Source organism: Kitasatospora sp. MAA4 (genome assembly GCF_029893355.1).
Classification (GTDB): domain Bacteria; phylum Actinomycetota; class Actinomycetes; order Streptomycetales; family Streptomycetaceae; genus Kitasatospora.
This window is the reverse complement of the sequence record NZ_JARZAI010000029.1, coordinates 38382-64748: the sequence shown is the minus strand read 5'-3', so window position 1 is coordinate 64748 and position 26367 is coordinate 38382. Positions and strand designations below refer to the sequence as shown.

The 26367-nt window shown below is 69.7% G+C and carries 23 protein-coding genes and 3 pseudogenes; 12 read left to right on the top strand and 14 right to left on the bottom strand.

Annotation, left to right across the window (positions count from 1 at the left end):
• Positions 1-4 precede the first annotated feature (4 nt).
• The 6 genes from P3T37_RS30355 to P3T37_RS30330 form a co-directional block, all read right to left on the bottom strand.
• Positions 5-2641 carry a M9 family metallopeptidase gene (locus P3T37_RS30355; RefSeq protein ID WP_280727103.1) on the bottom strand — a complete coding sequence of 879 codons (2637 nt, stop codon included), beginning with the start codon at positions 2639-2641 and terminating at the stop codon, positions 5-7.
• Between the two features lie 148 nt (positions 2642-2789).
• Positions 2790-3752: a LysR family transcriptional regulator gene (locus tag P3T37_RS30350; protein ID WP_280727102.1), complete on the bottom strand. Its 963-nt coding sequence runs from the start codon at positions 3750-3752 to the stop codon at positions 2790-2792.
• Positions 3753-3805: 53 nt separating this feature from the next.
• Complete coding sequence (locus P3T37_RS30345) at positions 3806-5986, bottom strand: trehalase family glycosidase (protein ID WP_280727101.1); 2181 nt, start codon at positions 5984-5986, stop codon at positions 3806-3808.
• Complete coding sequence (locus tag P3T37_RS30340; protein ID WP_280727100.1) at positions 5983-8019, bottom strand: beta-galactosidase; 2037 nt, start codon at positions 8017-8019, stop codon at positions 5983-5985. The genes P3T37_RS30345 and P3T37_RS30340 overlap by 4 nt, the downstream gene beginning before the upstream one ends.
• 91 nt (positions 8020-8110) lie before the next feature.
• Positions 8111-9718, bottom strand: coding sequence for a methionine--tRNA ligase (gene metG / locus P3T37_RS30335; RefSeq protein ID WP_280727099.1), 1608 nt, complete (start codon positions 9716-9718; stop codon positions 8111-8113).
• Between the two features lie 39 nt (positions 9719-9757).
• Positions 9758-10645, bottom strand: coding sequence for a hypothetical protein (locus P3T37_RS30330; RefSeq protein ID WP_280727098.1), 888 nt, complete (start codon positions 10643-10645; stop codon positions 9758-9760).
• 349 nt (positions 10646-10994) lie between these two features.
• Between P3T37_RS30330 and P3T37_RS30325 the strand changes: the two genes are divergently transcribed.
• The gene (locus P3T37_RS30325) at positions 10995-11375 is read left to right on the top strand and encodes a hypothetical protein (RefSeq protein ID WP_280727097.1); all 381 of its coding nucleotides are present in this window, start codon (positions 10995-10997) and stop codon (positions 11373-11375) included.
• 83 nt (positions 11376-11458) lie between these two features.
• Complete coding sequence (locus tag P3T37_RS30320; RefSeq protein WP_280727096.1) at positions 11459-11827, top strand: hypothetical protein; 369 nt, start codon at positions 11459-11461, stop codon at positions 11825-11827.
• Here the strand turns inward: P3T37_RS30320 and P3T37_RS30315 are convergent.
• On the bottom strand, positions 11820-14195 hold the full coding sequence (locus P3T37_RS30315) for a helix-turn-helix domain-containing protein (RefSeq protein WP_280727095.1): 2376 nt from the start codon (positions 14193-14195) through the stop codon (positions 11820-11822). The genes P3T37_RS30320 and P3T37_RS30315 overlap by 8 nt on opposite strands.
• A 593-nt stretch (positions 14196-14788) precedes the next feature.
• Between P3T37_RS30315 and P3T37_RS30310 the strand changes: the two are divergent.
• Positions 14789-14947 (top strand): annotated as a pseudogene (locus P3T37_RS30310) (IS256 family transposase); the annotation flags it as partial.
• A gap of 113 nt (positions 14948-15060) precedes the next feature.
• Here P3T37_RS30310 and P3T37_RS30305 read toward each other — a convergent pair.
• Positions 15061-15543 (bottom strand): hypothetical protein, encoded by a 483-nt coding sequence (locus P3T37_RS30305; protein ID WP_280727125.1) that lies wholly within the window; start codon positions 15541-15543, stop codon positions 15061-15063.
• A 264-nt stretch (positions 15544-15807) separates the two neighbouring features.
• On the opposite strand from P3T37_RS30305, the gene P3T37_RS30300 reads away from it, so the two are divergent.
• Positions 15808-16491 (top strand): hypothetical protein, encoded by a 684-nt coding sequence (locus tag P3T37_RS30300; protein WP_280727094.1) that lies wholly within the window; start codon positions 15808-15810, stop codon positions 16489-16491.
• A 144-nt stretch (positions 16492-16635) separates the two neighbouring features.
• Here P3T37_RS30300 and P3T37_RS30295 read toward each other — a convergent pair whose 3' ends face one another.
• Positions 16636-17466: a LysR family transcriptional regulator gene (locus P3T37_RS30295; RefSeq protein ID WP_280727093.1), complete on the bottom strand. Its 831-nt coding sequence runs from the start codon at positions 17464-17466 to the stop codon at positions 16636-16638.
• A 95-nt stretch (positions 17467-17561) separates the two neighbouring features.
• The gene (locus tag P3T37_RS30290; RefSeq protein WP_280727092.1) at positions 17562-18170 is read right to left on the bottom strand and encodes a hypothetical protein; all 609 of its coding nucleotides are present in this window, start codon (positions 18168-18170) and stop codon (positions 17562-17564) included.
• Positions 18171-18489: 319 nt separating this feature from the next.
• On the opposite strand from P3T37_RS30290, the gene P3T37_RS30285 reads away from it, so the two are divergent.
• Positions 18490-19569 carry a protein kinase family protein gene (locus P3T37_RS30285; protein WP_280727124.1) on the top strand — a complete coding sequence of 360 codons (1080 nt, stop codon included), beginning with the start codon at positions 18490-18492 and terminating at the stop codon, positions 19567-19569.
• A 143-nt stretch (positions 19570-19712) separates the two neighbouring features.
• Complete coding sequence (locus P3T37_RS30280; RefSeq protein WP_280727091.1) at positions 19713-20069, top strand: hypothetical protein; 357 nt, start codon at positions 19713-19715, stop codon at positions 20067-20069.
• Positions 20070-20275: 206 nt separating this feature from the next.
• Here P3T37_RS30280 and P3T37_RS30275 read toward each other — a convergent pair.
• Positions 20276-20557, bottom strand: a pseudogene (locus P3T37_RS30275) (Tn3 family transposase); the annotation flags it as partial.
• A 238-nt stretch (positions 20558-20795) separates the two neighbouring features.
• Here P3T37_RS30275 and P3T37_RS30270 point away from each other — a divergent pair.
• Entirely contained in the window at positions 20796-21167 is a 372-nt protein-coding gene (locus P3T37_RS30270) for a hypothetical protein (RefSeq protein WP_280727090.1), read from the top strand.
• A 324-nt stretch (positions 21168-21491) separates the two neighbouring features.
• The gene (locus P3T37_RS30265; RefSeq protein WP_280727089.1) at positions 21492-21719 is read left to right on the top strand and encodes a peptidase inhibitor family I36 protein; all 228 of its coding nucleotides are present in this window, start codon (positions 21492-21494) and stop codon (positions 21717-21719) included.
• A 229-nt stretch (positions 21720-21948) separates the two neighbouring features.
• On the opposite strand, the gene P3T37_RS30260 is transcribed toward P3T37_RS30265, so the two are convergent.
• Positions 21949-22185, bottom strand: a complete 237-nt coding sequence (locus P3T37_RS30260; protein ID WP_280727088.1) for a hypothetical protein — start codon at positions 22183-22185, stop codon at positions 21949-21951.
• Between the two features lie 155 nt (positions 22186-22340).
• Between P3T37_RS30260 and P3T37_RS30255 the strand changes: the two genes are divergently transcribed.
• The gene (locus P3T37_RS30255; RefSeq protein WP_280727087.1) at positions 22341-22949 is read left to right on the top strand and encodes a dihydrofolate reductase; all 609 of its coding nucleotides are present in this window, start codon (positions 22341-22343) and stop codon (positions 22947-22949) included.
• 24 nt (positions 22950-22973) lie between these two features.
• Positions 22974-23331: pseudogene (locus P3T37_RS30250) on the top strand (IS5 family transposase); the annotation flags it as partial.
• Positions 23332-23337: 6 nt separating this feature from the next.
• Here P3T37_RS30250 and P3T37_RS30245 read toward each other — a convergent pair.
• Entirely contained in the window at positions 23338-23640 is a 303-nt protein-coding gene (locus P3T37_RS30245; protein WP_280727086.1) for a hypothetical protein, read from the bottom strand.
• Positions 23641-23908: 268 nt separating this feature from the next.
• Between P3T37_RS30245 and P3T37_RS30240 the strand changes: the two genes are divergently transcribed.
• Both P3T37_RS30240 and P3T37_RS30235 read left to right on the top strand, forming a co-directional pair.
• The gene (locus tag P3T37_RS30240) at positions 23909-24511 is read left to right on the top strand and encodes an RNA polymerase sigma factor (RefSeq protein ID WP_280727085.1); all 603 of its coding nucleotides are present in this window, start codon (positions 23909-23911) and stop codon (positions 24509-24511) included.
• Entirely contained in the window at positions 24508-25209 is a 702-nt protein-coding gene (locus P3T37_RS30235; RefSeq protein WP_280727084.1) for a hypothetical protein, read from the top strand. The genes P3T37_RS30240 and P3T37_RS30235 overlap by 4 nt, the downstream gene beginning before the upstream one ends.
• Positions 25210-25437: 228 nt before the next feature.
• On the opposite strand, the gene P3T37_RS30230 is transcribed toward P3T37_RS30235, so the two are convergent.
• Positions 25438-25953, bottom strand: a complete 516-nt coding sequence (locus tag P3T37_RS30230; RefSeq protein ID WP_280727083.1) for a hypothetical protein — start codon at positions 25951-25953, stop codon at positions 25438-25440.
• Positions 25954-26367 lie beyond the last annotated feature (414 nt).

Genomic DNA, 26367 nt, shown 5'->3' with positions numbered 1-26367 from the left:
CGCGTCAGTACTGGGTGGACAGCGTGACTCCGCTGAAGTCGGTCGCCGCGTACAGGGTGATGTAGCGGTATCCGGCGGTGGTGTTGGTGACCGTGATGCTCTCGGCGTTGCCGGAGTTGGTCGACTCGGCCGTGTACGCGGTGGGCGAGGCCCAGGTGTTGGGGTTGTAGTAGAGGTCCGCGTTGCCGGTGCCGCCACCGGTGGTGACGGTCAGCGTCGAGGTGCCGGCCGGCAGGTAGAGGTAGAAGTAGTCGCTGTTGCCCGCGGTGGCCGACTCGTTGGTGCGCGAGCAGTTCTGGCCCATGACGCGGGTGTCGGTGGCCGTGCAGGCCGGCAGCGTCCCGCTTCCGCCGTTACCGAACACGTAACGCGTGGTGATGGTGACCCCGCTGAAGGCGGTGGTGGCGTGCAGGTCGATGTAGCGGTACCCGGGGTCGGCGTTGGTGCTGGTGACGGTGATGCTGTCGTTGTTGCCGGGGTTGGTCGACGAAGCCGTGTACGCGGTGGGCGAGGCCCAGGTGTCGGGGTTGTAGTAGAGGTCCGCGTTGCCGGTGCCGCCACTGGTCGTGATGGTCAGCGTCGAGGTGCCGGCCGGCAGGTAGACGAACATGCCCTCGTCGTTGCCGGCGGCGGCCGACTCATTGGTGCGGTAGCAGTTCTGGCCCATGGCGCGGACGTCGGGGTCCGTGCAGGGGGTCGCGGGGCCGTTCGCGCCGGCGTTGGCGAGTGCGTCGAGCCAGGCGTTGAAGTCGGCGTCGTAGCCGGTGCCGATGCTGTTGTAGACGGCGTAGCCGCCCGTGTAGTCACCGGTGCGGAAGTGGGTGAGCATGTTGGCGATGTCCGCGGGGTGCTTCTCGAACATGTACCGCACCGCGAGGTAGCCCCACGGGTAGGTGCGGGTCTGGTCGGAGTTGTCGTACGTGCTCTGGAACAGCGTGCTCAGCGCGTAGGTGTGCTGGCTGGCGTCGGCGATCGCCCCGGTGTCCGGGACGTTGCGGTAGCTGTAGGAGACGTACTCGGCCTGGCCCTCGATCCACCAGATGTCCGGCACCGTGATCTCGGTGGCGAAGGTGCCCTGCATGTCGTAGGCGCCCTGCATGAGGTGCGTGAACTCGTGGTTGAGGTTCCAGACCCGGGCCGGGAAGCCGTTGTCGGCGGGCCACTGGTACTGGATGGAGACGGGCTGGTTGGTGGGGTCGGTGATGTTCCCGGACAGCGTCTCGCCGCCGTTGTTGGTGCTGTTGCCGAAGATCCAGCTGGAGTACGTCTGGTAGTCCTTGGAGCTCGCGTAGATGGCGAGCCGGACCTTCGTCTCGTACTGGCCGGGTATCGGGCTGGTTATCTTGTCCAGGTTCTGGAAGTACGGTATCTCGCTCTGCAGGCTCGCGCAGACGGCCGTCAGGTCAGCGGCGGTCAGCGCCTGCGTCAGCAGGGTGATCGTCGAACCGCAGGCCGTCGTGGTCGGCAGCGAGGCCGCGGTGAGCTGGGCGACGAGGTTGCAGGTGCCGTAGTACGAGCACTGGGCCTGGTCGTCGGTGGAGGTCATCCCGGCGACACCGACCCACAGCGGCGCCGACGTGCCGGTGATCGCCGATGCGCCCAGCAGGCCCTTCGCCAGCGGGCGGACCTTGGCCTGGAGCGCCGCGGTGTCCAGGAAGCGTGCGAGCTCGGTGCCGGCGTTGGAGTCCAGGTAGGAGTTGTCCCCGCTCAGCGCGGACTCGTGGTTCAGCGCGAACGCGTCGAGCGTGTCGATGATGCTCGGGTCCGCGGTGACCGCGGTGATGAACGCGGGGTTCTGGTGGCCGCGGAAGATCGGGGTGAAGACGTCGTTGACGGCCGCGTCCATGCTGGCATAGGCGTCGTAGGAGCTGGTGTAGGCGTTGAGCACCTTCTTGTAGGTGTTCAGGTAGCGGGCCTGCTCGTTGGCGCTGTCCGTCAGGACGATGGCGTCGCCCGTGACGTCGCCGTTGGCCGCGGTGACGTCCATGAAGTGCGGGGACGCCACGAAGGCGTCCAGTGCGCCCTCGATGGCGGCCGCCAGGGTCGGGCCGTACGTCCCGACGTCCGCGGGGTGGTAGTACTGCACGTAGTAGCCGGCGCGCAGGAAGAGCTCCAGCTGCCACACCGAAGTGGTGTCGTCACCGGGGTAGTTGGACGAGGCGCTCCGAAAGGCGTTGGCCACGGTGACCATCTGCGCCTCGTTGAAGACGCTGTGCGCGTCGGAGCCGGTGAGCTTGAACAGCGTGTTCACACAGTCCGTGGTCGAGGACTGGATGTAGGAGACCAGCGCGGATCCGGACCGACTGCCGAAGTCGGCGGCCGTGCAGGACTGCGCTGCGGCGAGAGCGGCAGCCTTGGAGCGGGCGGCGGGCTTCGACGGTGCGGCCGGCAACACCGGGCTGACCGGGGGCTGTTGAGCGGCGTTGACCCGCTGGCTTCGCACGTCGGCCTGCGTGGACCGGCCGGTGTTGGCGCCGAGCGGCGCCGGCGACCGGGGCGCGCCCGCTGTGGGGGCGGGAGCGCTGGTCGAGGGCTTCGGGGCGGTTGCGGCGAACGACGGCGGAGCCAGCAGACCGGCGGTCGCGATGCCGGCCGCCAGAGTGGCGGCCAGGAATCTGGGCAGGGCAAATCGATGGCGCATCAATGCTCCTGAGTGAACGTGGGGGTGCGCCTCGGGTGGGGGTAGTGAGACGTGACATGTAACATCCCACTGCGTCAGGCCCACTGACAACGCGCTGGGTGATAGGACATCGCCCCAGCGGTGATAACACCGTGGGCACAGTCGCCGGTCAGGGGCGGGGCGCGCCGAACGTCCGCGGGGACCACGGCTGGAGGTGCGGCACGTGCCCGGAGAGGTCGCGGTAGGCCGCGGACGCGGACCGGTACACGGTCTCGACGACCTCGTCGGCGACGCCGCCCGGCTGCCAGGCCAGCAGGTAGCGGCACCAGACCGGCCTGCCGGTCAGGGGTTTGACCAGCACGCCGACGGACGGGCGGAAGGTCGCCTGCACGACCGCGACGCCCAGCCCTGCGGCGATCATGTCCTGCAACTGGCCCCGGTCGCCGAGGAACTGGTGCACGGTGGCCGGGTGGAATCCGGCCACCTGGCACGCGACGTAGAAGACCCCGGGCCAGCCCGCGCCGTCGTCGGGTGTCACGAACCAGGCGTCCTCGGCCAGTTCGGACAGCGAGACCTCGATCCTGTCGGCCAGCCGGTGGTCCGCCGGCAGCGCGACGAACGACGGTTCGGTGACGATCCCGCGCAGCGCGACGGCGCCGGAGTGCCGCAGCTCCATCCCGGGATAGTCGGTGCCGATCGCGGCGTCCAACTCACCGCTCTCCAGGAGCTCGACGATCTCCGCCGAGGAGTAGACGGAACTGACGGTCAGTGCCATCGCCGGCAGCGCCTTGCGGATCCGCACGACCAGACCGGACAGGATCGGGGTGTTGGTCGCGGCCAGCCGCAGGGTCCGGCCGGCCCCGGTGGTGTCCCCGACCGGGCTGCGGCCGATGCCGTCCACCTGGGCGAGCACGTCACGGGCCTGCGCGACGACCTTCACACCGAACGGCGTCGGGACCACGCCCGCCCGGCTGCGGATGAACAGCTCCCCGCCGAAATAGCTCTCGATCCGCTGGAGTTGGGTGCTCACGGCCGGCTGCGAGTAGCCCAGCAGCACCGCCGCGCGGCGCAGGCCACCGGCGTCGGCTATCGCACACACGATGCGCAGGTGACGAAGCTCCAGCTGTTCCATCACTGCTCCATCACTGATCCATCACTGCTGCGGTAACGAGTCGATCGCCCAGGTCAGCCCCGTAGTAGCGGAAGAAGCAGCGCGGCGGACCAACTGAAGTTCGGGGAGTTCCGGGCGGCTCCGGTCAGCGCATTGTAGTTCTCCGACAGAGGAGCGTCCTGGGTGAGCCCGCCCGCGACGGCGAGCAGACGGGCGGTCAGGTCGCCGGCGTCGGCGGTGAAGCCGTAGCGGCGCAGGCCCTCCAGCGCGAAGTACGCCTGGTCCAGCCAGACCAGACCGCGCCAGTAGCCCTCCGGGTCGAAGTACGGGGAGCTCCTGGAGACGGTCGGGAAGGGCAGCCGGGTGCCGAACTCGGCGGGGTCCAGCAGGCGGGCGCGCACGGTGGCGGCCTGGGCGCGGGTCGCGGTACCGGACCAGAGCGGAACGGCGCCCTCGATTCCGCGCCCCCGAGCGGTCAGCCGGGCGCCGGTCGCCAGGTCGGTGTCGTGGAACCAGCCGGTGGCCGGGTCGTACATGCTCGCGCGCACGGCCGCGTCCACCGCGTCCGCCTCGGCGCGCAACCGCGTCGCGGCCGTCCGGTCGCCGAGTGTCTGCGCGATGGTGGCGAGGTGGCGCTTGTCGGCGGCGAGGTAGGCGTTGAGGTCGACGGAGTGCTGGGTGAGCGAGTAGCCAAGCAGGGTGCCGTCCGCGGCGCGGTTCTGGACCACGGCCGCGCCGAGCGCGGCGTCGAAACGCGGGGCGTTGTCCATCCCGCTCTCCCAGGCGGCGGCCTGTCGGCAGTCCTCGGCGGCGGCGTTGCCGGGGTCCACGGTGGCGCCGTACTCGGCCAGGCCGTCGTGGGCGTGGTCCCGGTTGCGGTACCACCAGGCCTGGTAGGCGGTCAGCTGCGGGTAGAGCTCGCGCAGGAAGGCGCTGTCCCCGCCGTGCCGGTAGACCTCCCAGACCGCCCAGGCGGCCAGCGGCGGCTTGGAGTTGCGCTCGTTCCAGTTGCCGCCTCCGGTACTCGGGTCGTTGTAGAAGATGCAGTCGGGGATCATCCCGGCGTCCTGCGGGCGGGTCGGCGAGTCGGGCTGGATCTGGTGGTCGAACATGGCGCGGATCTGCGCGGCGGCGAGCTCGGGCGCGAAGCGGGCCGTGCCCACGGCCTGCTTCCAGGTGTCCCAGGCCCAGACTCCGTTGAACCACTTGTTGGAGAGGGAGGGGGTGACCGCGTCGTGGCGGATCCGGCCGGCCGGGCTGCGCCAGTTGGTGACCAGCGTCTGCACGCACTTGACGGCGGTCCGGCGCCGGTCGGCGGGGACGCCCTCGGTCGCGCCGTCGAGGTAGCCGTGCCAGCGGGCGGCGTTGGCCGCCCGGACCTCGTCGGGGGCGGTCAGTGCGCGGTCGACGGTGGCGGCCTCGCGGGTGCGCTCGGCGGCGGTGAACGTGTAGGACTCGACCCAGTCCAGGCTTCGGGCCCGGCCCGGCGCGAGGGTGAGCGGCGCGCTGAGCACGGTGCGGTAGGAGTCGCCGTCCACGGTGGTCCGGACGGCGCTCGCGTGGGTGATCTCGAAGCGTTCCGTGCCGTCGGTCAGGAAGTCCCAGACCTCCCTGACCCGCGCGAAGTCCACGGCGACGCCGGTGCCGGTCGCGCCGAGCGCGAGTGCGGCGTGCTGGGGCTGCTCGGCGGGGCGCAGCAGCGTGCCGGTCCAGGAGACCGCGAGGGTGCGCGGCGTGCTGGCGGTGTTGGTCAGGTTCGCGCGGACGAGGGCGCTGCGGTTGCCGGCGAAGCAGAGGTCCAGACGCAGCGTCAGCCCGGCGCCCAGGTCGTAGGACTGGCGCAGCCGGCCGGGCAGGGCGTTCAGCCGCGGGGGCGCGCCGGCGGACAGGTCGAGCGGCTGTCCGTGCTCGCTGACCTCGATCCGGCTGAACCCGCTGCTCAGCCACCAGGGGTACTCCTGGGCGATGTAGAGCGGGCCGGTGAATCCGCCGTGAGCGGCGGTGTCCTCGACGGTGGGCAGGGCGTAGGCGTGCCAGGCGCCCAGGTCGGCGAAGACGGTGACGGGGTTGTTGTCGTCGGCGTCCCCGGGGTAGGCGACGGCGGGGACGCCGTGCAGGTCCAGGACGTCTGCGTAGTCCTCGGCGGTCGTCGGAGCCGGGACGGCCGGTGCCGCCTGTGCGGCTGCGGGCAGCGCGGCGAGTGCGGTGGCGGTAGTAGCGGCGACCAGGAAGTGACGTCGATCCAGCGGGCTCATGGCAGGACCTCGGTGGGGTGGGTGCGGACAACGGCGGCGTCGAGCGCTCCGAGCGTGAGCCGACCGGCGACGGCGGCCCCGGTCAGCAGGTCGGTCCCGGCGGCGTCCAGGGTCAGCTGGACGCTGTCCGGGCCGTGGTTGAGCAGGAAGAGGTAGTCGGTGCCGTCCCCGGCACGGCGACGGGTGGCCTCGACACCGGGCGGCAGCGGCAGAGCTGTGACGGTTGGCCCCAGAGCCAGGTCGAGCAGCGCGGCGATGTCCGTGCCGAGGTGGCAGCCGACGTACCAGGCCGCGCCCGCGCCATGGACGTTGCGGGTGACGGCGGGACGTCCGGCCAGGTCGCCGCAGACGTAGCGGGCCAGCGTCTCGGCGCCCTCGGTCTCCAGCCACTCGCTCCACAGGGTGGCCCGCAGCTCGCCCGAGGGCGACCGCACCGTGGTCCAGGCGCCGTCGGCGATCGGCCACGGCTCGTCGACCACCACGCCCAGCAGTGGGCGCAGCGGGCCCGGCGGCCCGCCCGCGTGGACGTGGTCGTCGCGGTCGCTGATCCCGCTGAAGGGACCGCAGACCAGCGTCCCGCCCCCGTGGACGTAGCGGGCGAGCCAGTGGGCGCCCTCCTCGGTGAGCAGGTAGAGGTTGGGGGCCAACACCGCCCGGTAGCCGTCGAGCGACGCGCCGGGGCGGACGAAGTCGATCGTCACGCCCCGCTCGAACAGAGCCGCGTACCAGGGGCGGAGCAGGTCGAGCCAGCGCATCCGGGCGCTGGGGTGCTCGTCCAGCTCCAGTGCCCACCAGCTGTCCCAGTCCAGGACGACGGCGACCTGCCCGCGCAGCCGGCTGCCGGCCACCTCCGCGAGGCGACGCAGCTCGGCGCCGAAGCGCACGGTCTCCTGCCACCCGCGCGAGGCGGTGCCGCGGTGCGGCAGCATGGCGCTGTGGAACTTCTCCGCCCCGGCCGCCGAGGCGCGCCACTGGAAGTACATGATGCCGTCCGCTCCCCTGGCCAGCGCCTGGAGCGACCAGAGGCGCTGCAGCCCCGGCCGCTTGGGGAGGTTGACGGTGCGCCAGCTGACGGCCGAGGGGGCCTGCTCCATCAGCAGCCACGGCCGGCCGTCCTTCAGCGAGCGCATCAGGTCGTAGTTCATCGCGGCCGTGACGTGGGCCCGGGGGTCGGCCGGGTCGGGGTAGGCGTCGTCGGAGACGAAGTCCTCGTGCCGGGCCCACTCCCAGTAGTCCAGCGCCTTGAACATCGACATGAAGTTGGTGGTGGCCGGCACCTGCGGGCAGATCTCGTCCAGCACGGCCTTCTCCGCGCGGTGGCAGGCCAGCAGGGCGTCGGAGCAGAACCGGCGCCAGTCCAGGAGCTGCGTCGGGTTGCCCGGTCCCGGCGCGGCGCGCGGCGGCTCGACCTCCTCGAAGCCGGCGTAGCGCTGCGACCAGAAGGCGGTGCCCCAGGCGTGGTTGAGCGTCTCGACGTCGTGGTAGCGCTCGGACAGCCAGCGGCGGAAGTCGGCGGCGGAATCGGCGCAGAAGCACTCGGTGACGTGGTCGCCGTACTCGTTGTGGATGTGCCAGAGCGCCAACGCGGGGTGGTCGCGGTACCGCTCGGCGAGCGCTCGGGTCAGGCGAACGGCGGCGGCCCGGTAGACGGCCGAGGACGGGCAGTAGTGCTGCCGGGAGCCGAACTCCAGTCGCACGCCGTCGGCGGTGACGGGAAGCATCTCGGGATGGGCGCGCACCAGCCAGGCCGGCGGCGAGGCGGTCGCGGTGGCCAGGTCCACGGCGACGCCGTGGCCGTGCAGCAGGTCCAGCAACCGGTCCAGCCAGCCGAAGTCCCAACTGTCCGAGGCGGGTTGCAGCCGTGCCCAGGCGAAGACGCCGACCGTGGCCATGGTGACCCCGGCCTGCCGCATCAGCCGGGCGTCCTCGTCCCAGACGTGCTCGCCCCACTGCTCGGCGTTGTAGTCGCCGCCGTAGAGCAGCCCGGGCACCCGGGTGAGGCCGGCGGACGCCCCGGAGGCCGATCCGGTCATCCCTGTCCCCCGACGCCCGAACTCCTCATGCCGTACACACAACGCTCAACACACAACCCCGTCAAGGGCGCGCCTGCTTCGGGAGGAGTGGCTACGCTCTCGTACGGTCCTCCAGCCGGGGGAAGAGCGCCTGACCCTTGGTCACCTCCGAGCCCGCGGGGAGCCGACCCCAGTCGCCGGCATCCTGAATGCGCTGGCCGGCCAGGACGCCGAGTGAGGCATCGGCTCCCAGAGAGTTCCACAGCTCCTGCGAGCTCTGCGGCATCAACGGGTTCAGCAGCACGGCACAGCCTCGCAGGGCATCGGCCGCCGTGTAGAGGATCGTGGCGAGGCGCGCGCGTCCCTCTTCGGAGTCGTCCTTGGCGACCTTCCACGGTTCCTGCTCGGTCAGGTAGCCGTTGACCTGCTTGATGAAGTCGAAGACCACGGCAATTCCGCCGGCGAAGTCCAACTCCTCACCGATCTTCCGATCGGCAGCAGCCACCGCGTTCGCCAGCCCCTCCTGGACCACCCGCTCGGCCTCGCCCGCGGCCGTGGCCTTCGGCAGCACACCCGCAAAGTACTTGATCACCATCGCTGCCAGGCGCGAGGCCAGGTTGCCGTAGTCGTTGGCGAGTTCGGAGGTGTAGCGGGCGGTGAAGTCCTCCCAGGAGAAGGAGCCGTCCTGGCCGAAGGCGATCGCCCGGAGGAAGTACCAGCGGTAGGCGTCGACACCGAAGTGTTCCGTCAGGCCCTGCGGTTTGATGCCGGTCAGGTTGGACTTGCTCATCTTCTCACCACCCACCAGCAGCCAGCCGTTGGCCGCGATCCGGCCGGGCAGCGGCAGGTTGTTCGCCATCAGCATCGCGGGCCAGATGATCGCGTGGAAGCGCAGGATGTCCTTGCCGACCAGGTGGACATCGGCCGGGAAGGTCTCCTCGAACATCGCGGAGTCCGAGCCGTAGCCCACCGCCGTCGCGTAGTTGAGAAGCGCATCGATCCACACGTAGATGACGTGCTTGTCGTCCCACGGCACCTTGATGCCCCAGTCGAAGGTCGACCGTGACACCGAGAGGTCCTGCAGCCCCTGCTTGACGAAGTTCACGACCTCGTTGCGAGCGGACGCGGGGTGGATGAAGTCCGGATGGTTCTCGTAGTGCTCGAGCAACTTGGGCCCGTACTCGGAGAGTTTGAAGAAGTAGTTCTCCTCCTTGAGGATCTCCACCGGCTTCCTGTGGATTGGGCACAGCTGCGCGCCGTCATCGCCCTCCGCCAACTCGCCCGGGAGCTTGTACTCTTCGCAGCCCACGCAGTAAGGGCCCTGGTAACCGCCTTTGTAGATCTCGCCCTTGTCGTGCAGATCCTGGATGAACTCCTGGACCCGCGCCGTGTGCCGGCTCTCGGTCGTGCGGATGAAGTCGTCGTTGGCGATGTTCAGATGCGCCCAGAGAGGCCGCCACGCCTCCTCGACAAGCTTGTCGCACCACTCCTTCGGGGTGACCCCGTTCGCGGCGGCGGTGCGCATGATCTTCTGACCGTGCTCGTCCGTGCCGGTCAGGAACCAGACGTTCTCGCCGCGCTGACGGTGCCAGCGAGTGAGCACGTCGCCTGCGACGGTTGTGTAGGCATGTCCCAGGTGGGGAGCATCGTTCACGTAGTAGATGGGGGTCGAGACGTAGTACGTCCTGGTACTGTGCCGATCGGATCCAGTAGCTACCATCCCGGGATCCTAACCGTGCCGCACACCGTGCTGAGGGGCTCAGAGCGCCACGGCGGCCGACGAGGGCTTGGCGGTGGGTTGTCCGGAGGGCTGTCCGGTGGACGGGTGGGGCATGGCAGCCCCGCCGGGGAGGCGGTGGAGGATCTGGTCGTCCAACGGCGCGAGCTGGTCCTCCAGCTTCTGGAAGTCACCGGTGTGCCCGTCGGACCACTGCGCCATCCCGACCAGTGCCGCGTTCCCCGCGCTGCCGAACGCCTGGACGAGACCGCTGTCGGCCGGCAGTTCCTTGAGGCCCGACCCGATCGGCGGGACCTGCACGGCGACTTCGTAGTCGTCGGGGTGCATGCCCAGCGTGCTGACGATCTCGACGGCGTCCACCGGGTCCTTCAAGGTGAAGAGCGTCAGGTTGTACTGGTTGCCGCCCGCGTCCTTGTAGAGCGCCAGGTCGACGCCGAGGCAGCCGTGGCTCTGGGTGATCATGCCCGCCAGAGTGGGAGCGACCGTGTCGGTCCCGGTGCAGCTGGTGTCGGTGCGCTCCCCCACCAGCGTGAAGCCGCCCGCGGCCTGAGCCGGGAACACGCTGAGCGGGACGACCCCGGCGGGGTTGGCACTTCCGCTCGCGGTGGCCGTGCTCACGGCTGCCGACGGCGTGGCCGCGACCGGCTTGCCGGCCGCGTGCACGGCGAGGGGATGAGCCCAGGCCCAGTACCCCGCCGCGCCGACCGCCACCACGGCGCAGGCGAGCACCGCCGCTGCCCTGCGGCGCCGCCCGGTCGGCCGGGGACCGGCGGAGCCGGGCCCGCCGCTGGCCCTTGCTGCTCCCGCCGCCGCCCGCTCGGCGGCGCTGGGCTCGTGTATCGCGTTGCTCTTGTCGAACTCACGGCGGAACTCGTTCCACAGCTCGTCGTCGGTCTCGTGATCTGCCACGGGCGAACCTTAGTGATCACGGCCCGACTTTCGCGAATCCGTTTCCGCTGCTGCCCGCCCGCGAGCGCGGGGCGAGGCAAGGCGGCCGACCGTCACCTCAAACTCTCGGTCCTCAGGCCGCGCGCTGGTAGCGCCCCGGCGTGGTGCCGAAGGCCAGCCGGAAGGCCTCGATGGCGGCTCAGCCGCCGCTGACCGGGCCCCGGGGGGGTGTGTCCGACGCCGTCCGGGTGCGTCCGGGTGCGTCCGGGACGGTGCTCGACCAGTTGTTCCGCGGTCCACCGGTTGCTGAGATTCGGGGTGTTGCCCCGGTGCCGACTCCGGGGCGGAACCGATTCACTGGAGGAGTTCCATGCGATTCACCAGGACCAGGAAGCGCGCCGCTGCTGCCGTGTTCGCCGCTGTGGCGGTGGCCGGGATCGGGATAGGGACCGCGACCTCGGCCCAGGCCGCCGAGGGCAGCTGGACGTTCAGTACCGGTGGCTGTGCGGCGGTGGAGGACATCACCCTCGGGAGCGACTACCACGACTACATGGAGATCCTCCCGACCCAGAACCCCGGCCACTGTCTTTTCGGTGTCTTCAACCGGAACACCTGGAGCTGGATGGGCGGCGGCGCGAGCGGCAGCTCGAACGCGCAGGGGTGGTTCTACGACGGTCCGGGCCAGAGCCTGGAGGCGTGTCTGATCGACACGGCCAACAACAACACCTGGGCATGCGGCCCGATCAACTGAGCAAGGTGCGGTGAGTGAGGCGGGCGCGGGCCCTCGCGGGTCCGCCCCGCTCGACTCCCGGACCTCGTCACTGGAGGAGTACCGTGCGATTCACCACAACTGCCCGACGCACAGCGGCCGTCGCGCTCGCGGCGGCCACGCTCGGCCTGGGCGCCACAACCTCGGCCCAGGCCGTAACGATAGGCGGCCCCACGACCATCACCAACGGCAGCTGCTCAGTGGCGGTGTATGACACCAACGGCTTGCTGTCGGTTCAGGCGCTCGGCGACAACGGCGGTTGCTACTTCGGCGTCCGCGACTCGACCGGCGGGAGTTGGCTCGTCCTGGGACCGGCGCCCGTCAACCCCCACGGGGTCTGGGTCCTCCTGCTCAACGTGGCCCCGGGCACGAAGCTGTCCGGCTGCCTGATCTCGGACCTGACCGGTGCCACGGTGTGCGACCCGCTCAACTGAGCACGAGTGAGTCGAGCAGGGCCCGGGCCTCGTCCGCCTCGGGGATGTTCAGCGAGGTGTGGATCTCGACGGCCTGTTCGGCGTGCTCCCGAGCGGTGTCGAGGTCTCCCAGGCGCTGGTGAGTGCGTGCCAGCCCGAAGTGGATGCGGCCGAGGTTGTACCGCTCGCCGGTGTGCGGGAGGTACTCGATCGCGGCCCGGTAGTGCTGGAGGGCGCTCGCCGGAGCGTCCATGGCCAGCAGGGCGTCGCCGAGCAGGGTGTGCGACTCGGCCTGGCCGAAGGTGTCACCGAGGCCGCGGTGCAGATCGAGCGCCTCCTGGTACAGGTCGAGCGCTTCCGGATGGTGGTTCAACCTCTGCTGGTACTCGCCGAACTGGTTGAGCGCGATGGCCTGGCCGAGGCGGTTTCCGCTGCGCCGCTGGAACTTCAGCGCCGCACGGTGGTACTTCAATGCCTCCGGCAGGCGTCCGAGCCTGGTCAGCGCGGGCCCCAGGTTGATCAGGGCGATCGCCTCGACGGCCGGCTCGGAGATGTCCCGGCTGAGCCGCAGCGCCCGTTGCAGGTGGTCGAGTGCCTCCTCCAGGCGCCCCATCCGGGTCTGGGTGAGGCCCAGGTTGGCCAACACGTGGGCCTCACCGGCACGGTTGCCGATCCCTTGCTGGATCTCCAGGGCCCGGCCGAGCAGGTCGAGTGCCTGCGGGAAGTCGCCGAGCTGGTACTGGACGCCGCCGAGATGCCGCAGCGCGGCCGCCTCGCCGGCCGGATCGCCCAGCTGCCGGGTGGCTCGTAGGGCGCGGGCGCCCAGCACCAGCGCCTCCTGGGCGGGCATGTGGCGTTTGAGGTGGCGCCAGAGGATGGCCGGCAGGTCCGCCGCGTACCGGGGCAGACCGGCGTCGGTGGCGTGGTGGGCGACGGCCAGCAGGTTGGCCTGTTCCCGGGCCAGCCACTGCGCCGCGTCCGTCTGGTCGGCGAACTCCACGGGTGTGCCGCCGGGCGCGGGGGGCTGCGGCCGGTGGTGGCGTTCCAGCGGGGCCAGCTGGTCCATCGCCGAGGCCGCGGTGTGACTGTAGTGGTCGAACAGCCGTATGAGCGCAGCCCGCTGGCCGGGTTCGGGTTCCTCGCGGGCGAGCAGTTCGCCGGCGAAGGTACGGAGCAGGTCGTGGAAGGTGTACCGAAAGGCCGTGTGCTCGATCAGCAGGTGGTGGTTGTGCAGCGACTCCAGGAGTTCCTCGGTCTCGGCCGGCGGTGCGTCGACCAGGGCGGCGAGGGCGTGCGGCGCGAAGTCCTCGCCGGGGTGCAGCGCGGCCAGCCGGAACGCACGCTGCTGTGCCGGGGTGAGGGCGTGGTAAGAGTCCACGAAGGCCGCCGCAACGCCCTGGTCGTGGTGGGAGAGCTCGGTCAATAACTTCTGCGGACGCCGGATCCGCTGCAACAACTCGACGGGCGTCCAGGCGGGATGGTGGGCCAGTCTGGCGCCGGCGATCCGCAGCGCCAGGGGCAGCCTGCCGCACAGTACGACGATCTCGTCCACGGTGGAGGCATGGCCGGCGACCCGGTCCGGGCCGACGATCCGGGCGAACAGCTCGACGGCCTCGTCATGGCTCAGCACGTCCAGCGGCACGCTGACCGCCCCGTCCAGTGCGGGCATTCGCCGGCGGGACGTCACCAGTGTGAGGCAGCGCGGGTCGCCGGGGATCAACGGGCGGACCTGCTCGGCGTCGACCGCGTTGTCCAGCACGATCAGGTACCGCCTGCCGGCCGCCCGGGTGCGCCACAGCTGGGCGCGTTCCTCGGTGCGCGACGGCAGCGCACTCTCGCTGACACCGACCGCCCGGAGCAGACTCGCCAGCGCCACGTCCGGTTCGAGTGGCCGCTGGCCCGGAGTGAAACCGTGCAGGTCCACGAAGAGCTGCCCGTCGGGGAACCGACCGGCGAGGGTGTGCCCGGCGTGAACGGCCAAGGCGGTCTTGCCGACGCCGGCCATGCCGTCGATGGCCGAGATCACCAGCGGGCGAGCCCCGCCCACTCCGGCGGCCAGCTCCAGCAGCCGGTCCACCTCGCTGCGCCGCCCGGTGAAGTCCGGTACGGCGTAGGGCAGTAATCGAGGCACCACGCGTTCGGCCGGCGCCGTGCCCGACTGCGGCTGCGGTTCTCCGCGTACCGCGGCCAGCAGTCGGTCGCGGTCGGCCGGGTTCAGGCCCAGGGCCGTGGCCAGCCGCGTCACCGACGACAGGCGAGGCCGCCGCCGCCCCGACTCCAGCACACTGATCGCATGCGTTGAGACACCTGACTGATCCGCGAGCTCCTCCTGCGTCAACCCGGCCGAGAACCGGAACTGTCGCAGCAGCGTTCCGAAATCCCCCAACATGATCGCCTCCGAACGGTGGTCACTCTGCTCCCAGCCTGCAAGCCCTGGCGGGTCCCTGACAGCAGAGCATCATAGAACGCCAAGCGAACGCCATGGAGTTGCTCAGTTGGTGTTGGCCAGGATGGTCCCCTGCACACGCCGGATCGGTCGATCGGGGCCGATCCCCAAAAGGGGGACATATGACCGGGCAACACATCGGCGGGGATCCCGACCGGTTATCGCAGCAGATTTCAGCCACAATGCCCGATCCGGGCGAAGCGACCACACCGCAGGAGTTCGTTCGCCGACTCCAGGCGTTCAGGGTGTGGTCGGGCAGCCCATCGCTGCGCGAACTCGAGCGCCGCACCAGCCTTCCACGCAGCACCCTTTCGGGAGACCTGAGTCATCAGCGGAGTCGTCTCCCGCCCCTGGAGCGGGTGTTGGCGCTGGTGACTGCTTTCGGCGCGTCCGCCGAGGAACTCGCACGCTGGCAGTTGGCCTGGCAGCTCATCCAGCTGCGGCAGCAGTCGGCCCAACCGCCGGGCAGTGTTCAGGACTTGTGGATCCGTGCGGGGAGGGACGCGGAGGGCCCACCTTCCCGAGTACGTCCGCCCGTGCTCAGCGTGGTCACCGATGACGGCTCCACCCAGCCCGGTTCCCTGATCGACGAGATCGTCCGCGAGGGCGCCCGTCGGATGCTGGCTGCCGCGCTGGAGGCTGAAGTCAACCAGTACCTGGCCGAGTTGGCGGCCGAGACCGACGAGAACGGACGGCCCGGGAGCCGGTCAGCCGCTCCGCCGACCTCGGCCAGGACTACCCGGTCGACTTCCCCGACCCGCCCCAGGAAGCCGGCGAGCGATGACGGGCCGGTTCACCAGGTGCTCCCTCAGTCCTCGTCAGAGACGGACAGCGCGTCGGTGATCAAGCGGGTGGCGAAGTCGTGGTCGTCACCGGACATCCGGTTGACCTGATCCGCGAGCAGGACGGCCGTGGCTTCCAGCGGATTCATCTCGTCCTTGGTCCAGTAACCGTACTGCGCGCGCCACAAGTTGGGGCTCAGGCCGGTGCCCGCGGCGACGAGCAGGCCGGCCATGGTCGGGATGACCTCGGGACGGAAGGTCTTGGGCATCATCCGCATCGTGGTCACCACGGTGGGCACCACGTACTCGATGACGTCCTTGTCGTGCTCCTCGCAGGCCGCCCGCAGCCAGGTCATGAACATGTAGATGAGGGTGCACGCGCCGTCCAGCAGCGCATCGGCCCCCTCGGGGCCCAAGGACGAGACGAGCTGGTCGACCATCCGCTGCTGTTCGAGGTCCGCCTCGGTCCTACCGTCGTAGATCGCTTTGAGCCGGGAGTCGATCACCATGACAGCAGCGCTCACATCGCCGACGGGAGCGTATTCGGGGTCACAGGGCGACGACGCAGACGACACGGGAGTCCTCCTCAACCGCCCACGGCAGGCGGCATGTTCGTAGGCTAGACCGCCGAGCGGACGGGGTCCGGCGAATCCTGACGGACAACCCTTTCGGGTGACCGCACCACCTCCGCCGACGGGGCACGCGCACCGCTCAGGCGTTTGGGCCTGCATAACACGGTGTGATGGGGTACTGGGATCTTCTGAGGCAAACCGATGAAACTCCGCCCGCTCACCGCCGCGTTCGCGATGACCGTCATGCTGGCCACCGCCACCGCCACCCCGGCCCTGGCCGACACCGGCCACCCCAGCACCACCGCGCCGGCCTCCGACTGCGCCCTGCCGGGGAGGACCGGCTGGACCGACGAGGGCCACAACACCGACTACACGCAGTTCCAGCAGCCGCTCGGCACCAAGCACGTGCTGATGCTGTTCGTCGACTTCCCCGACGCACCGGCCACCGGCTCCCTCGACGACTACTACCGCGAACTCGCCCCCGCGCAGGACTGGATGAAGCAGGACTCCTACGGCAGACTCCACCTGGAGATCGATCCGCTGAAGCGCTGGATCACCATGCCGCAGACCTCCGCCTCCTACGGATTCCAGCGCGGCATCACGTTCGACGAGCAGGAGCTGTATGTGAAGCAGGCCGTCCAGGCCGCCGCGCCGTACACGGACTTCTCGAAGTACGACATGCTCTACATCGTCCCCACCAGGTCCGCCTCCGCGATCAGCTTCTCGCCCACCTACCTCTACGACCCGACCACCGCCGGGATCACCGTCAACGGCACGCGGATCAAGTGGGCGATCACCTTCGGCCAGGACATGTGGACCTGGGGCTACAGGGTCGCCGACCACGAGACCTCCCACACCTTCGGCCTGCCCGACCTGTACAAGTAGTGACCACGTAGCTGCGGCGGTGCGGCGGCGCTGTCGTGCCTTTCGAGCCAGCCCTGGTAGACCGTGCTGCGGGCGCACGCCGCCCGGTACGCCTCGATGACGTTCTGCACGAGCGAGGGGCCCAGCGGTTCCAGCGCCCCCTCCTCATTGCCAGGCGAGCACATGCCGGTACCAGAGCGGATTCCCGGCAATCGGACGTACGGCGATGCCCGGCACCTCCTCGAACGTGGCCTGGCAGAAACTCACCGCATGGCCGTTGCGGACGACGTCCAGGAGCAGCCGGCCCTCCGCCTCGTGGACGACGCGCATGCGATGCCCCAGGACGTGCAGGGTCCTGGACCAGTACTCACGGATCCGGTCGTTGTCCGGACGAGGAGCGGCCCAGTCCTCGTCCTCGAGGTCCCCCAGCCCGACCTCCTCCAGCGCCGCCAGCGGATGGGCCGCCGGCAGTGCCACGAAGAGCGGCTCGGTGGCGATCGGCGCGGCGGCGACTCCCGGGGGGAACGCGAGCTCGTAGCCGGGACCGTCGCCGACCACAGCCGCTTCGAGACGCCCGCCCACGATGTCGTCGACCAGCGGGACCGGGCATCCCTGTCCCCGCGAACTGATCTCGGCCTCCGGATGATGCAACCTGATCGCCGTGATCAACCCGCCGAGCAGCGGAGCGTTGACCGAGCCGAGCCGGAACCGGTGCGGCGAACAGCCCTGCTGCGCGGCGAGAGCGGAGACCTCCAGCAGCTCATCGACGGTCGGCAGCACCGCTCGCGCCCGGCTGAGGACCACCTCCCCGAACGCAGTCGGGACCACACCCGACTGCGCACGGCTGAACAGCTCGCCACCGAGCACCCGCTCGATCCGCGTCAACTGGGCACTGAGGCCGGGCTGGGTCAGCCGCAACGACGCGGCGGCCCGCGTCAGACTGCCGCTGTCCGCGATGCTGCAGATGATCCGCAGATGCCGAAATTCGAGCTCCATGGCGAGATGCTATGGAGCTCGGGCCCCCATCGCCTCCTCCCAGGGACAAGTTCGTCCCCCAATCCACTTCCCGCCGACTCGTCGCGATGCCCAAGTCAGGACGGCGTGATCTCGTCGCCGCAGCCGCCGACCGGGCCGGTCCAGTCCTGGCCGCCGTACCAGTGCAAGGTGCCCCACGCGACGCAGGTGGAGTCGTCCAGCTCCGCGCCCACGCGCCAGGCGTCCGGGCTCGCCCAGCCGTGCGGGATCCCGGAGCCGTCGGAGTACTCGAACCACTCGTCCTGGCCGTTCGAGGCCGACACGTCGCCGGTCCAGAACGCCTGGCCGCCGTTGTAGTAGGGCGAGCCGACGGCCAGCTTGAGCTGGCGACCCGGGAACCGGGCCATGAAGCCCGAGTCCCACTGCCAGTGCGCGTAGACGTCGCCGTTGCAGGAGTTGTACATCTGCTCCACCTGCCCGGCATACCCATCGGGGGTGCCGTAGTTGCCGGGCGAGCCGATGTCGAGCCAGCCGCAGCCGAGCGCGAGCTGGGGGGCCTTGGCGGTCCAGTGGCCGGGGAGGATCGCCGTCGGCGCTCCCTTGGGCGCCGTGGTGGTGGCGTGGGCGGTCAGGGTCGACTGGGTCGCCGCGGTCGAGGTGCCGGCGATTCCGAGGACGAGGGACGCGACCGCCACCGAGGCGGCTGCTATGGCCTTGAGTCGCATGGAGCTCCTTCGAAGTTGCTGAGGGACCGATTGGGGGTGCGCAACACCTGACACGCAGGCTGACGGTCCACGAGGCGGTCCAACAGAGCTCCGAGCGATCCCGGACGATCCTGGACGATCGCGGACGATGCCGGACGGGCGGGTGCACCCGCTGCGGAGAGCCGGCCAGGGCCTTGTTCGTCACCACCGGCCGCCGCAGCCACCAGCTGGGCACACGCGGACCCATCGAGTACCTGCCCCTTCTGCAGGCGTGGCGGATAGGCTCGACCACGTGCACGAGATCACCGAAGTCTTGGTTCAAGGCACCGAAGAGTCGTCGATGCACCACCCGGACCTCCGGTATGCCGCGCGGCTCGCCGCTTATGGGACCGTGGCCACGCGCCTGTCCCTGCTGAGCAACCGTCGGCTCGGCGAGGTCGTGGCCGCCGCGGCCCCGCTCGGGTCCGGCATCGGCGGCAGGTCGGCGGAGCTGGACATCGATGGCACGCGGGTGTTCGTCAAGCGGGTCCCCCTGACGGACACCGAGTTGCGGCCGGAGAACGTGCTGTCGACGGCGAACCTGTTCGGATTGCCGCTGTTCTACCAGTATGGGGTGGGATCAGCCGGGTTCGGGGCCTGGCGAGAGCTGGCCGTGCACGTGATGACCACGAACTGGGTCCTCGGTAACGCGTACGAGGGTTTTCCGTTGATGTACCACTGGCGCATCCTGCCGGACTCCCCTCCCGAGGGGTTCGCTGACGACTTCGGGGGCATCGACGGGGCGGTCGCGCACTGGGAGGGCTCATCGGCTGTGCGCGAGCGGTTGGAGGCCATCGGCCGGTCTTCGTCCAGCCTGGTGCTCTTCTTGGAACACATCCCGCAGACGCTCGGCAACTGGCTGCACGACCACCGGACCGCCGCGCCGGACGGTCAAGCGGGCGCACCATACCCGTGGGTGGAGGAGGCTCTGACGCGCGGCACTGCCTTCATGAGCTCGCACGGACTCGTCCACTTCGACGCCCACTTCGCCAATGTCCTGACCGACGGTCGACTGCTCTACTTCGCGGACTTCGGACTCGCCCTGAGCTCTGGTTTCGAACTGTCAGCAACCGAGGCGAAGTTCCTCTCCGACCACCTCGCCTACGACCGCTGCCACACTGCGAGTCATCTGCTCCGCCACCACCTGCCCGATCACCTGCGCGGCGGTATGGACCACGACGCGTTCCTGCGCAAGTGGATCACGGGATGGCAGCCCGATGGCGTCCCACAGGAGATCGCCTCGATCATCGACCGACACGCCCAGGCTGCCCTGCTCATGGGCGAGTTCAGCCGCCGCCTGCTCACCGAGAGCAAGCGAACGCCCTTTCCGGCCCGCGAGATCGAGCGGGCCTGGGGCACCGCGGTCGCGCCGCCCCACTGACGCCGGCCGTCCGCAGAAGATCGCCGTCAGGCGGTCTCGGGGCGGGTGGTGTGCCTGGGGCCTCGGTTCAAGGTGCCGGACAGGGCGTCGAGTTGAGTGCAATACTCAGGCGGGCAGGGCCTGGCTCGGGGACAATGAGGGCCATGAGCGAGGCACCCGCATTCCTTTCGAACGGTCCGCAGCGCCGCCCCGAACCGAGATCGCCCTACGCCGACTTCGCGCTGGGTGTGGTCGTAGTGCTGGTCGAGGGCTTTCTCTTTTTCGTCGGGCTGTTCATGATCCAGCTACGGGCATGGGGCGACTCGCCCGCGGCGCGCGCCGGCACCCCGGTGCCCACCGCGTCCCGACTACGCGGGATGGGAGACACACTGGACCATCGCGGTGATCGTCGTCCTGCTGGTCGGCGCCGCACTGGCAGCGAGGCGCCGGGCGCCCTGGACGGCTGGGTTGCAGGTGTTGGCCGCGCTGTACCTGACGGTCACGCTCGTGGCGACAAGTAACTACTCCCACGTGAGGAGTCCGCAGCCGCCGCAGCCGTACAGCGGCCCGGCGTGCCGCAGCGGGAGCATCAACGGTTGCCCCTGACATGAGCGGATGATACGGATCACTCTCAGTCAGCTGATTCCGTCCTCCAGTGCTGGCCACCGGGTTAGCGCGAGCCTGACCCGAGGCATCCGGGCACTGCCGCTCGGCCGGCGACCCGCCGGACCAGGCCAAGCCCGCCGAGCTGGTCCTTCCGGCCGTCGCGGTAGGCCTGCATGACCGGCCCGCGTTTGCCGTGGCAGGTGTCGCGGGCGAGCTTGTGGCGGGACTCTTGGACGGTGAGCTGGCGGTTCATCTGCCGGCGGTAGCTGTCGTCCACTGGGTCGACCACACGGAGCAGGTGCAGGGTCCTTGCGATCCGCCCGTACTCCGTGAACGCCTGGCCCAGCGGGGTCGGGCGGCCCTCGGGCCCGAACATCTGTAGCAGGTCGTAGGCGCGGACAGTCGCCCGGCGTGTTCGGCGAGAACGGTCCCCGCGGCGCGCCGTGCGGCCTCGCGATGCGTCCTGGCCCACTCGCGCAGGGTGGCCGGTATCGACAGCCGGGCTTTCGCCGTGGGGGCCGGGGAAAGTACATTTGAACAAGTTCAAATGTAGGTTTCGGGAGGGCGTTCTCATGTCCGTTGAACCATGTCCACGTCGTGCCGAGGCGCGGCCGTCGTCTGACCGCACCCGGGCTCGCCTGTTGGTCGCGCTGGCCGGGGCGACGTGGGTGCCGTGGATCTGGAAGTACCTGTGGGCGGACCGTACGGAGGACCAGATACTGTCCTTCCTGCTCATCGCGGTGACGCTGCTGCCGCTGGCGGCGTGGGGATGGAAGGTGTTCCGCTGGACGTGCTGGACCGTCGCGGGTCTGATGGCCTGCACCGTGCTGCTGACCGGCCCGTACGCGATCATCTTGCTCCCGCTGGGCGCCTTCTTCTGTCCAACCGCCGTCCTGCTGCTGATCGCCGCCAAGCAAAGCGTCGGCCGCGCTGCTGTCATCGTCGGGACCATTCTGGCGATAGCCCAGTTCACGGTTGTCACCGTTGCTGAGTCCCCGTTCAGCGGGCGCTAGTGCAGCGCTCTGGCTCCGGAGGGCGACAGCGCCGCCGGTCCCCAGGCCCACCTGCTTCCGCGAGAGGCTGATGCGCAGTCGGTGCGGTCCAGGCCTGCGGAGGCGGCGAACTCGAGAACGGTAGTGCCGATATGGCATGTCGGGCTGGCTTGGTCGGTGCTGTCGGTGCTGTCGGTGCTCGCCACCGTGATCACTGCCGCCACCCCGCGTCGGCGGATGTGAACATACGGATGAGCCAGGGCCGCGAGGCCTGCAAGGCCGGCTACTTCTGTCTGTACGACAACTTCGACTACAACTGCGGCGGCCGCAGCCCGCGTCGTCGTGGTGAACGGCGACGTCCCCCACCTGGACTACTACTGCTTCGACGACGTCGCCAGTTCCCTCGTCAACAACACGAAGTCCGTCGTGCGAGTCTTCCAGGACTACGACTACAAAAACACCGCGGTCACGCTCTTCCCCGGCGAGGCTCTGGACCTGAACGGAAGCAGCTTCAACGACCAAGCCTCGTCCGTGCAGTTCTTCACCGCAGTCGCCACCGGCGACCAGAGCTGAGACGCCACGCCGCCCCCACGTCGCCCCGACGAGGGCACCCCACGGGCCCCGGACCGCACCGTAGACGCCGGCCAGCGAATGTGACTGATAGTTGCATTTGAGTGGCGCCGGTCTCCGAGATTGTTCTCGGGACCGGCGTTGGTGCTGTGCGTCAATGAGGTACCTGTCACTTCGCCGAAGCTGTGCGAGCACAGGGCCGTCACAGTCATCGAGTGCCAGCCGTAGACGTTCAGCGAGGCCTGCCGGCGACAAACGGCGGCGCCGTTGGTTCGGTCCTGTCCCAAGCCACGGAGGCGATCATGGGCAGGGGGAAGCTGTGGACCCGTTCTCCGTCTGTCCCGACTCGCACATGCAACCACCGGTCCTCCATGGCGACTTCGAGGTTCTCCATCTCGCCTTGGTAGACGGTGCTTTCGATCTCGACCCGCTGGTGGAAGAAGACCGTCGCAGGCATGTATGCGCTCATGGAACCAGGGTGCGCGCCACCCCGCCGGCCCGCATCTGGACTACCGCGCTCGGCGCCGAGCAGCGCCGTACGAACGAGCTGCTCGCCCAGGTGGTGCAAGTTCCTCAGTTCGGCGGGAGGCTGGGTGATGACTCTTCTCGGAAGGAGGAGTAGGCATGGGTGCGACGTACCTGCATGCAGTGGCCTCGCTTGACGGCTACATTGCCGATGAGCGCGACGATGTGGGGCCGCTCCACGACTGGTATTTCAAGGGCGCCCACTCCCTCGTCGACGAAGACCACGCCGATGTTCACGGTGCGGCATTCCGGGTCTCAGCGGCCTCGGCTGACTACGTGCGTGGCATGTGGTCGCGCCAGAAGGTCCTGGTCATCGGGCGGCATCAATTCGACCTGACCAACGGCTGGGAGGGCCACCCGCCGGCGAGCGAACACGTCGTGGTCGTGTCGCACCGACAGCGGCCGACGGGCTGGCACCCGGAGGCGTCGTACCGCTTCGCCACCTCGGTGGAGGAGGGAATCGCGCGAGCACAGGAGTTGGCCGGCGAGGGGGAGATTGCCGTGGGCGCGGGAGAGGTCGGCGGGCAGGCGCTGTCGCTGGGGCTCATCGACCACGTGGCGATCGACATCGTGCCGGTTGTCTTCGGCCAGGGGAAGCCGTACTTCGGGGCGCTCGCCAACGGCCACCTGATGCTCGACGATCCCGAGGTGGTCATCCAAGGTGACGGGGTGCTCCATTTGCGTTATCCGGTGCATCGGGGGCGCTAGGCAGTGTCGTCAAAGTGATCTTGGGTGGTGGATCATGGTGCGGCGATACGTCGCCATGAGCTCTCCGATGCCGAGTGGGCCCTGGTGGAGCCGCTGCTTCCCAGGTCCGGCATGGGTCGTCCGCGGTTGGACGACCGGACGGTGCTGAACGGGATCGTGTGGAAAGACCGGGGTGGCCTGGCGGGACGTGCCGCCGCGGTACGGATCCTGGGCCTCCCCGCACACCCGCTTCCGGCGGTGGGCCGGGGACGGAACCTTCGACCGGATGCTGCGGGCCGCGCAGGCGAAGGCCGACGCGGCCGGCGACATCGACTGGCTCGTTTCGGTCGACTCGACCGTCGTGCGAGCCCACCAACACGCCGCCGGGGCGCGAAAAGGGGGACCGGCCTCAGTCCTGGAAGGTCCGTTCATTCAGCAAGTCGAGGTTGCGAAACAGCGGAGGCTCATCGCACAGAGCCATGAGCTGTGCCGCGAACTCCGTCGTCTCCGGGCGCTTGGAGTTCTCCATCGCCTGCTCGTACGACGGGAACTCCACGATGTTCAGATACACGTTCTCCTTGTTACGGTCGCGCGTCTGCACGGCCCGCGTCGCCAGCCGATTTCCCTCGTTCTTCTCGACCCAGCTGTCCAGCAGAGCATTGAACTCGTCAATGCGACTCGTCTTGAACTCAATGATCTGAATGAACCTCATTGCCCAACCTCCTCGACTCAGCGGCATGGCAACCGGTTGCCTCCTCCAGCGTCTACCGGGCGCGGGAGAGAGGCGCGTCGCCTCGCCGAGGGGGCTCGCCTCTCCACCCGCCTGGTGCAGCCGCCCGGAGGGGCGCAGTACAGCGGAGTTGCGACCGGTGACCTGGTCGGCTGACGGGAAGCCGACCGATCAGATGAAACGCTTTTCCGTCCGGCGACCAAGTACGAGTGAAGGGACCCACCCAGGGTCCCTCGGACAGGAGGCCGCCGTGCTCGGACGAGAGCGCAGCAACCGACGTGAACGCGGGCATCCCCCGGCCGGGATCGCCGGACCGGAGAAGTTCGGCGAGTTCTACCGGGACCATGTGGACGCCATCCTCGGCTTCGTCACCCGCCGGGTCGCCGACCCGCAGTTGGCCGCCGATCTGACGGCAGACATCTTCGTCGCCGCTCTGGAGGCCGCCGACGGCTACCGACCGGACCGCGGCGCGCCGATCGCCTGGCTGTACGGGATCGCCCGCAACGTCATCGCCGGCCACGCCCGAGGGCGGATCCGCGAACAGGGCGCCGTCGCGCGGCTCAGCGGGCGCCGGCTGCTGGACGACGAGGACATCGCCGCCCTGGAGGAGCGGATCGACGCCCAGCAGGCCGTCCGCGCGCTCGCCGACCGCCACGCCGCGCTCTCCGAGCCGCTGCGCGCCGTCCTCGACCTGGTGGCGTTGGACGGCCTGAGCACGGCGGAGACCGCCCAGGCGCTGGGCATCACCCACGCCACCGTCCGGGTCCGGCTGCACCGGGCGCGCCGGCTGCTGGGGGCTGTTCAGAGCGGCCCCACCCCTGTCCCGGTTCCGCAGTTGGAGGTTGCACAGTGAACGACAGGCCCAGCGCATTCCAGGAGCGGCTCGGGGAGCAGCTCGCCCTTCTCGCGGCGGATCGGCTCACACCCGCCGCCACAGCCGCCGCCGCGCCCAATGACGTCCGGGCGACCCGGGCCCGGCGGCCCCGGGTGCTGCTGGCCGCAGGCGCTCTGGCGGTGCTGACGGCGGGTCTGGTCGCCTATCCGGTGCTGGGGCACGACACGTCGCCGGGATCGGCGGCCTATGCGGTCAGCAAGGGGGCCGACGGCGAGATCCTGGTCAAGCTCTTCAACCGGGACGGGATCCCCAGCCTGCAGAGGGACCTGGCCTCCCGGGGGATTCGGTTCGTGGTGCTGCAGGAGAGTTCGCCCAGCAGCTGCCCGCGGGCCGACGGGGTGATGGTGCCGGATCCGGTGCTGACCTATCTGGCCGAGCACGGCACGGCGGACGGCGGTGCGGTGCCACCGGAGATCCTGAGCAAGAGTCTGGTGACCTCCTCGGACGGCAGCTTCGCGGTGCGGCTCACACCGCAGACCATGCCGCCAGGGACGACGCTGGTGCTGGAGGTCCCCCCGGGGCACTCCAGGTCGGGCCCCTTCGGGATGGCGGTCTACTGGACGGTCCCGACCTGCGTACCGGACTACAGCCAGCGCGCGCCCGAGCTGCCGAACCCGCTGCCCACCGGCGGGCCGGCCATGCTCCCGTCTCGCTGACGAAGTCGGCTGCGGTCAACTCGTCGATACGGCGGTTGAGGGCCTGGATACACACCAGGGAGACGCCGAGACCGTCGACGACGGGGATGGTGGTGTCGTCCCGGTTGAACCCGAAGGCGGCGTGCCAGTCCTGGGCGGCCACAGCGCCACTCACCCGCGCGCCGACCGAACGACGGTCCGGGGCACTGCGGTCAGCCGCCCTGGAGCGGCGGCGGAAAATGCGCACCTCTAACGGCTCCAGTCGACCGGGACGACGTCCTGCTTGAGCCGACGGTCGCTGAAGAGAAGGCTGCCATCGTCCCCGACGGTGATCGCCCCATGCGCACTGGCCGGCGCGTGGACGCCGTCACCGAGCAGCACAGCGTCGTAGCCGGCCAGCAACTCCTGGGCTGTGCCAGGGCCGAGGTTCTCCGGCGCAGAGATCGCGGCGACGCCACTGTGGTTCGTGTAGGCCGCCCCCAGCAGTCGGCCACCGGTGGTGTAGAACTGGACCTGAACACCGCAAACGGGCTCTCCGGAGAGGGCGTCGACGACGGTCGTGCTGATGTTTTCCAGTTGCATCTGCGTGACGTTCAGCGAGCCCTGGCTGGCGACGATGGTGACCGGCTGGAGGCTGGTGCAGTCCGCGTTGCTGCACCGCGAGGCCGGCGGGGTCGCCGCCGACGCAACGGCGCCGCCCCCCACGCTCAGCGACACCAGAGCCGCTGCCATCACCGTGACGGTCTTACGACCCAAAGAGGCCATGTCCACTCCCAGTTGAATATCCCGCACGCGTCCCGAGCAGCGCACTACTGCTGGGACGAGCGGGGCGCGTGTGCGACACGCGACGAGTGCCACCCTCTGCCGAGCAACGCCAATGAGCATATGGGCAGTAATTCGGCCCGACCGTGTGCCAATCGGGAGTTGGCACAATCTGATGAATGATCAACAGAACGGTGACGAACGCGCTCGACGAGAAGGTCCAGCAGCTCTCCGGGGGCCGATGGGCCTGACCCACGGAGCTGTGCCTCGTGAGCCGGCGGCGAATTTCGCGCGACAGGACGCCGGGATTCCTGGACGATGACGGCCGAAGACGAGCAGGACGACGCCCCGCCCTGCCGTTCGTCGTCGCGCTCGCCGCCGACCTCGTGCTGCCGATCGCCAACGGCGGCGACGGCT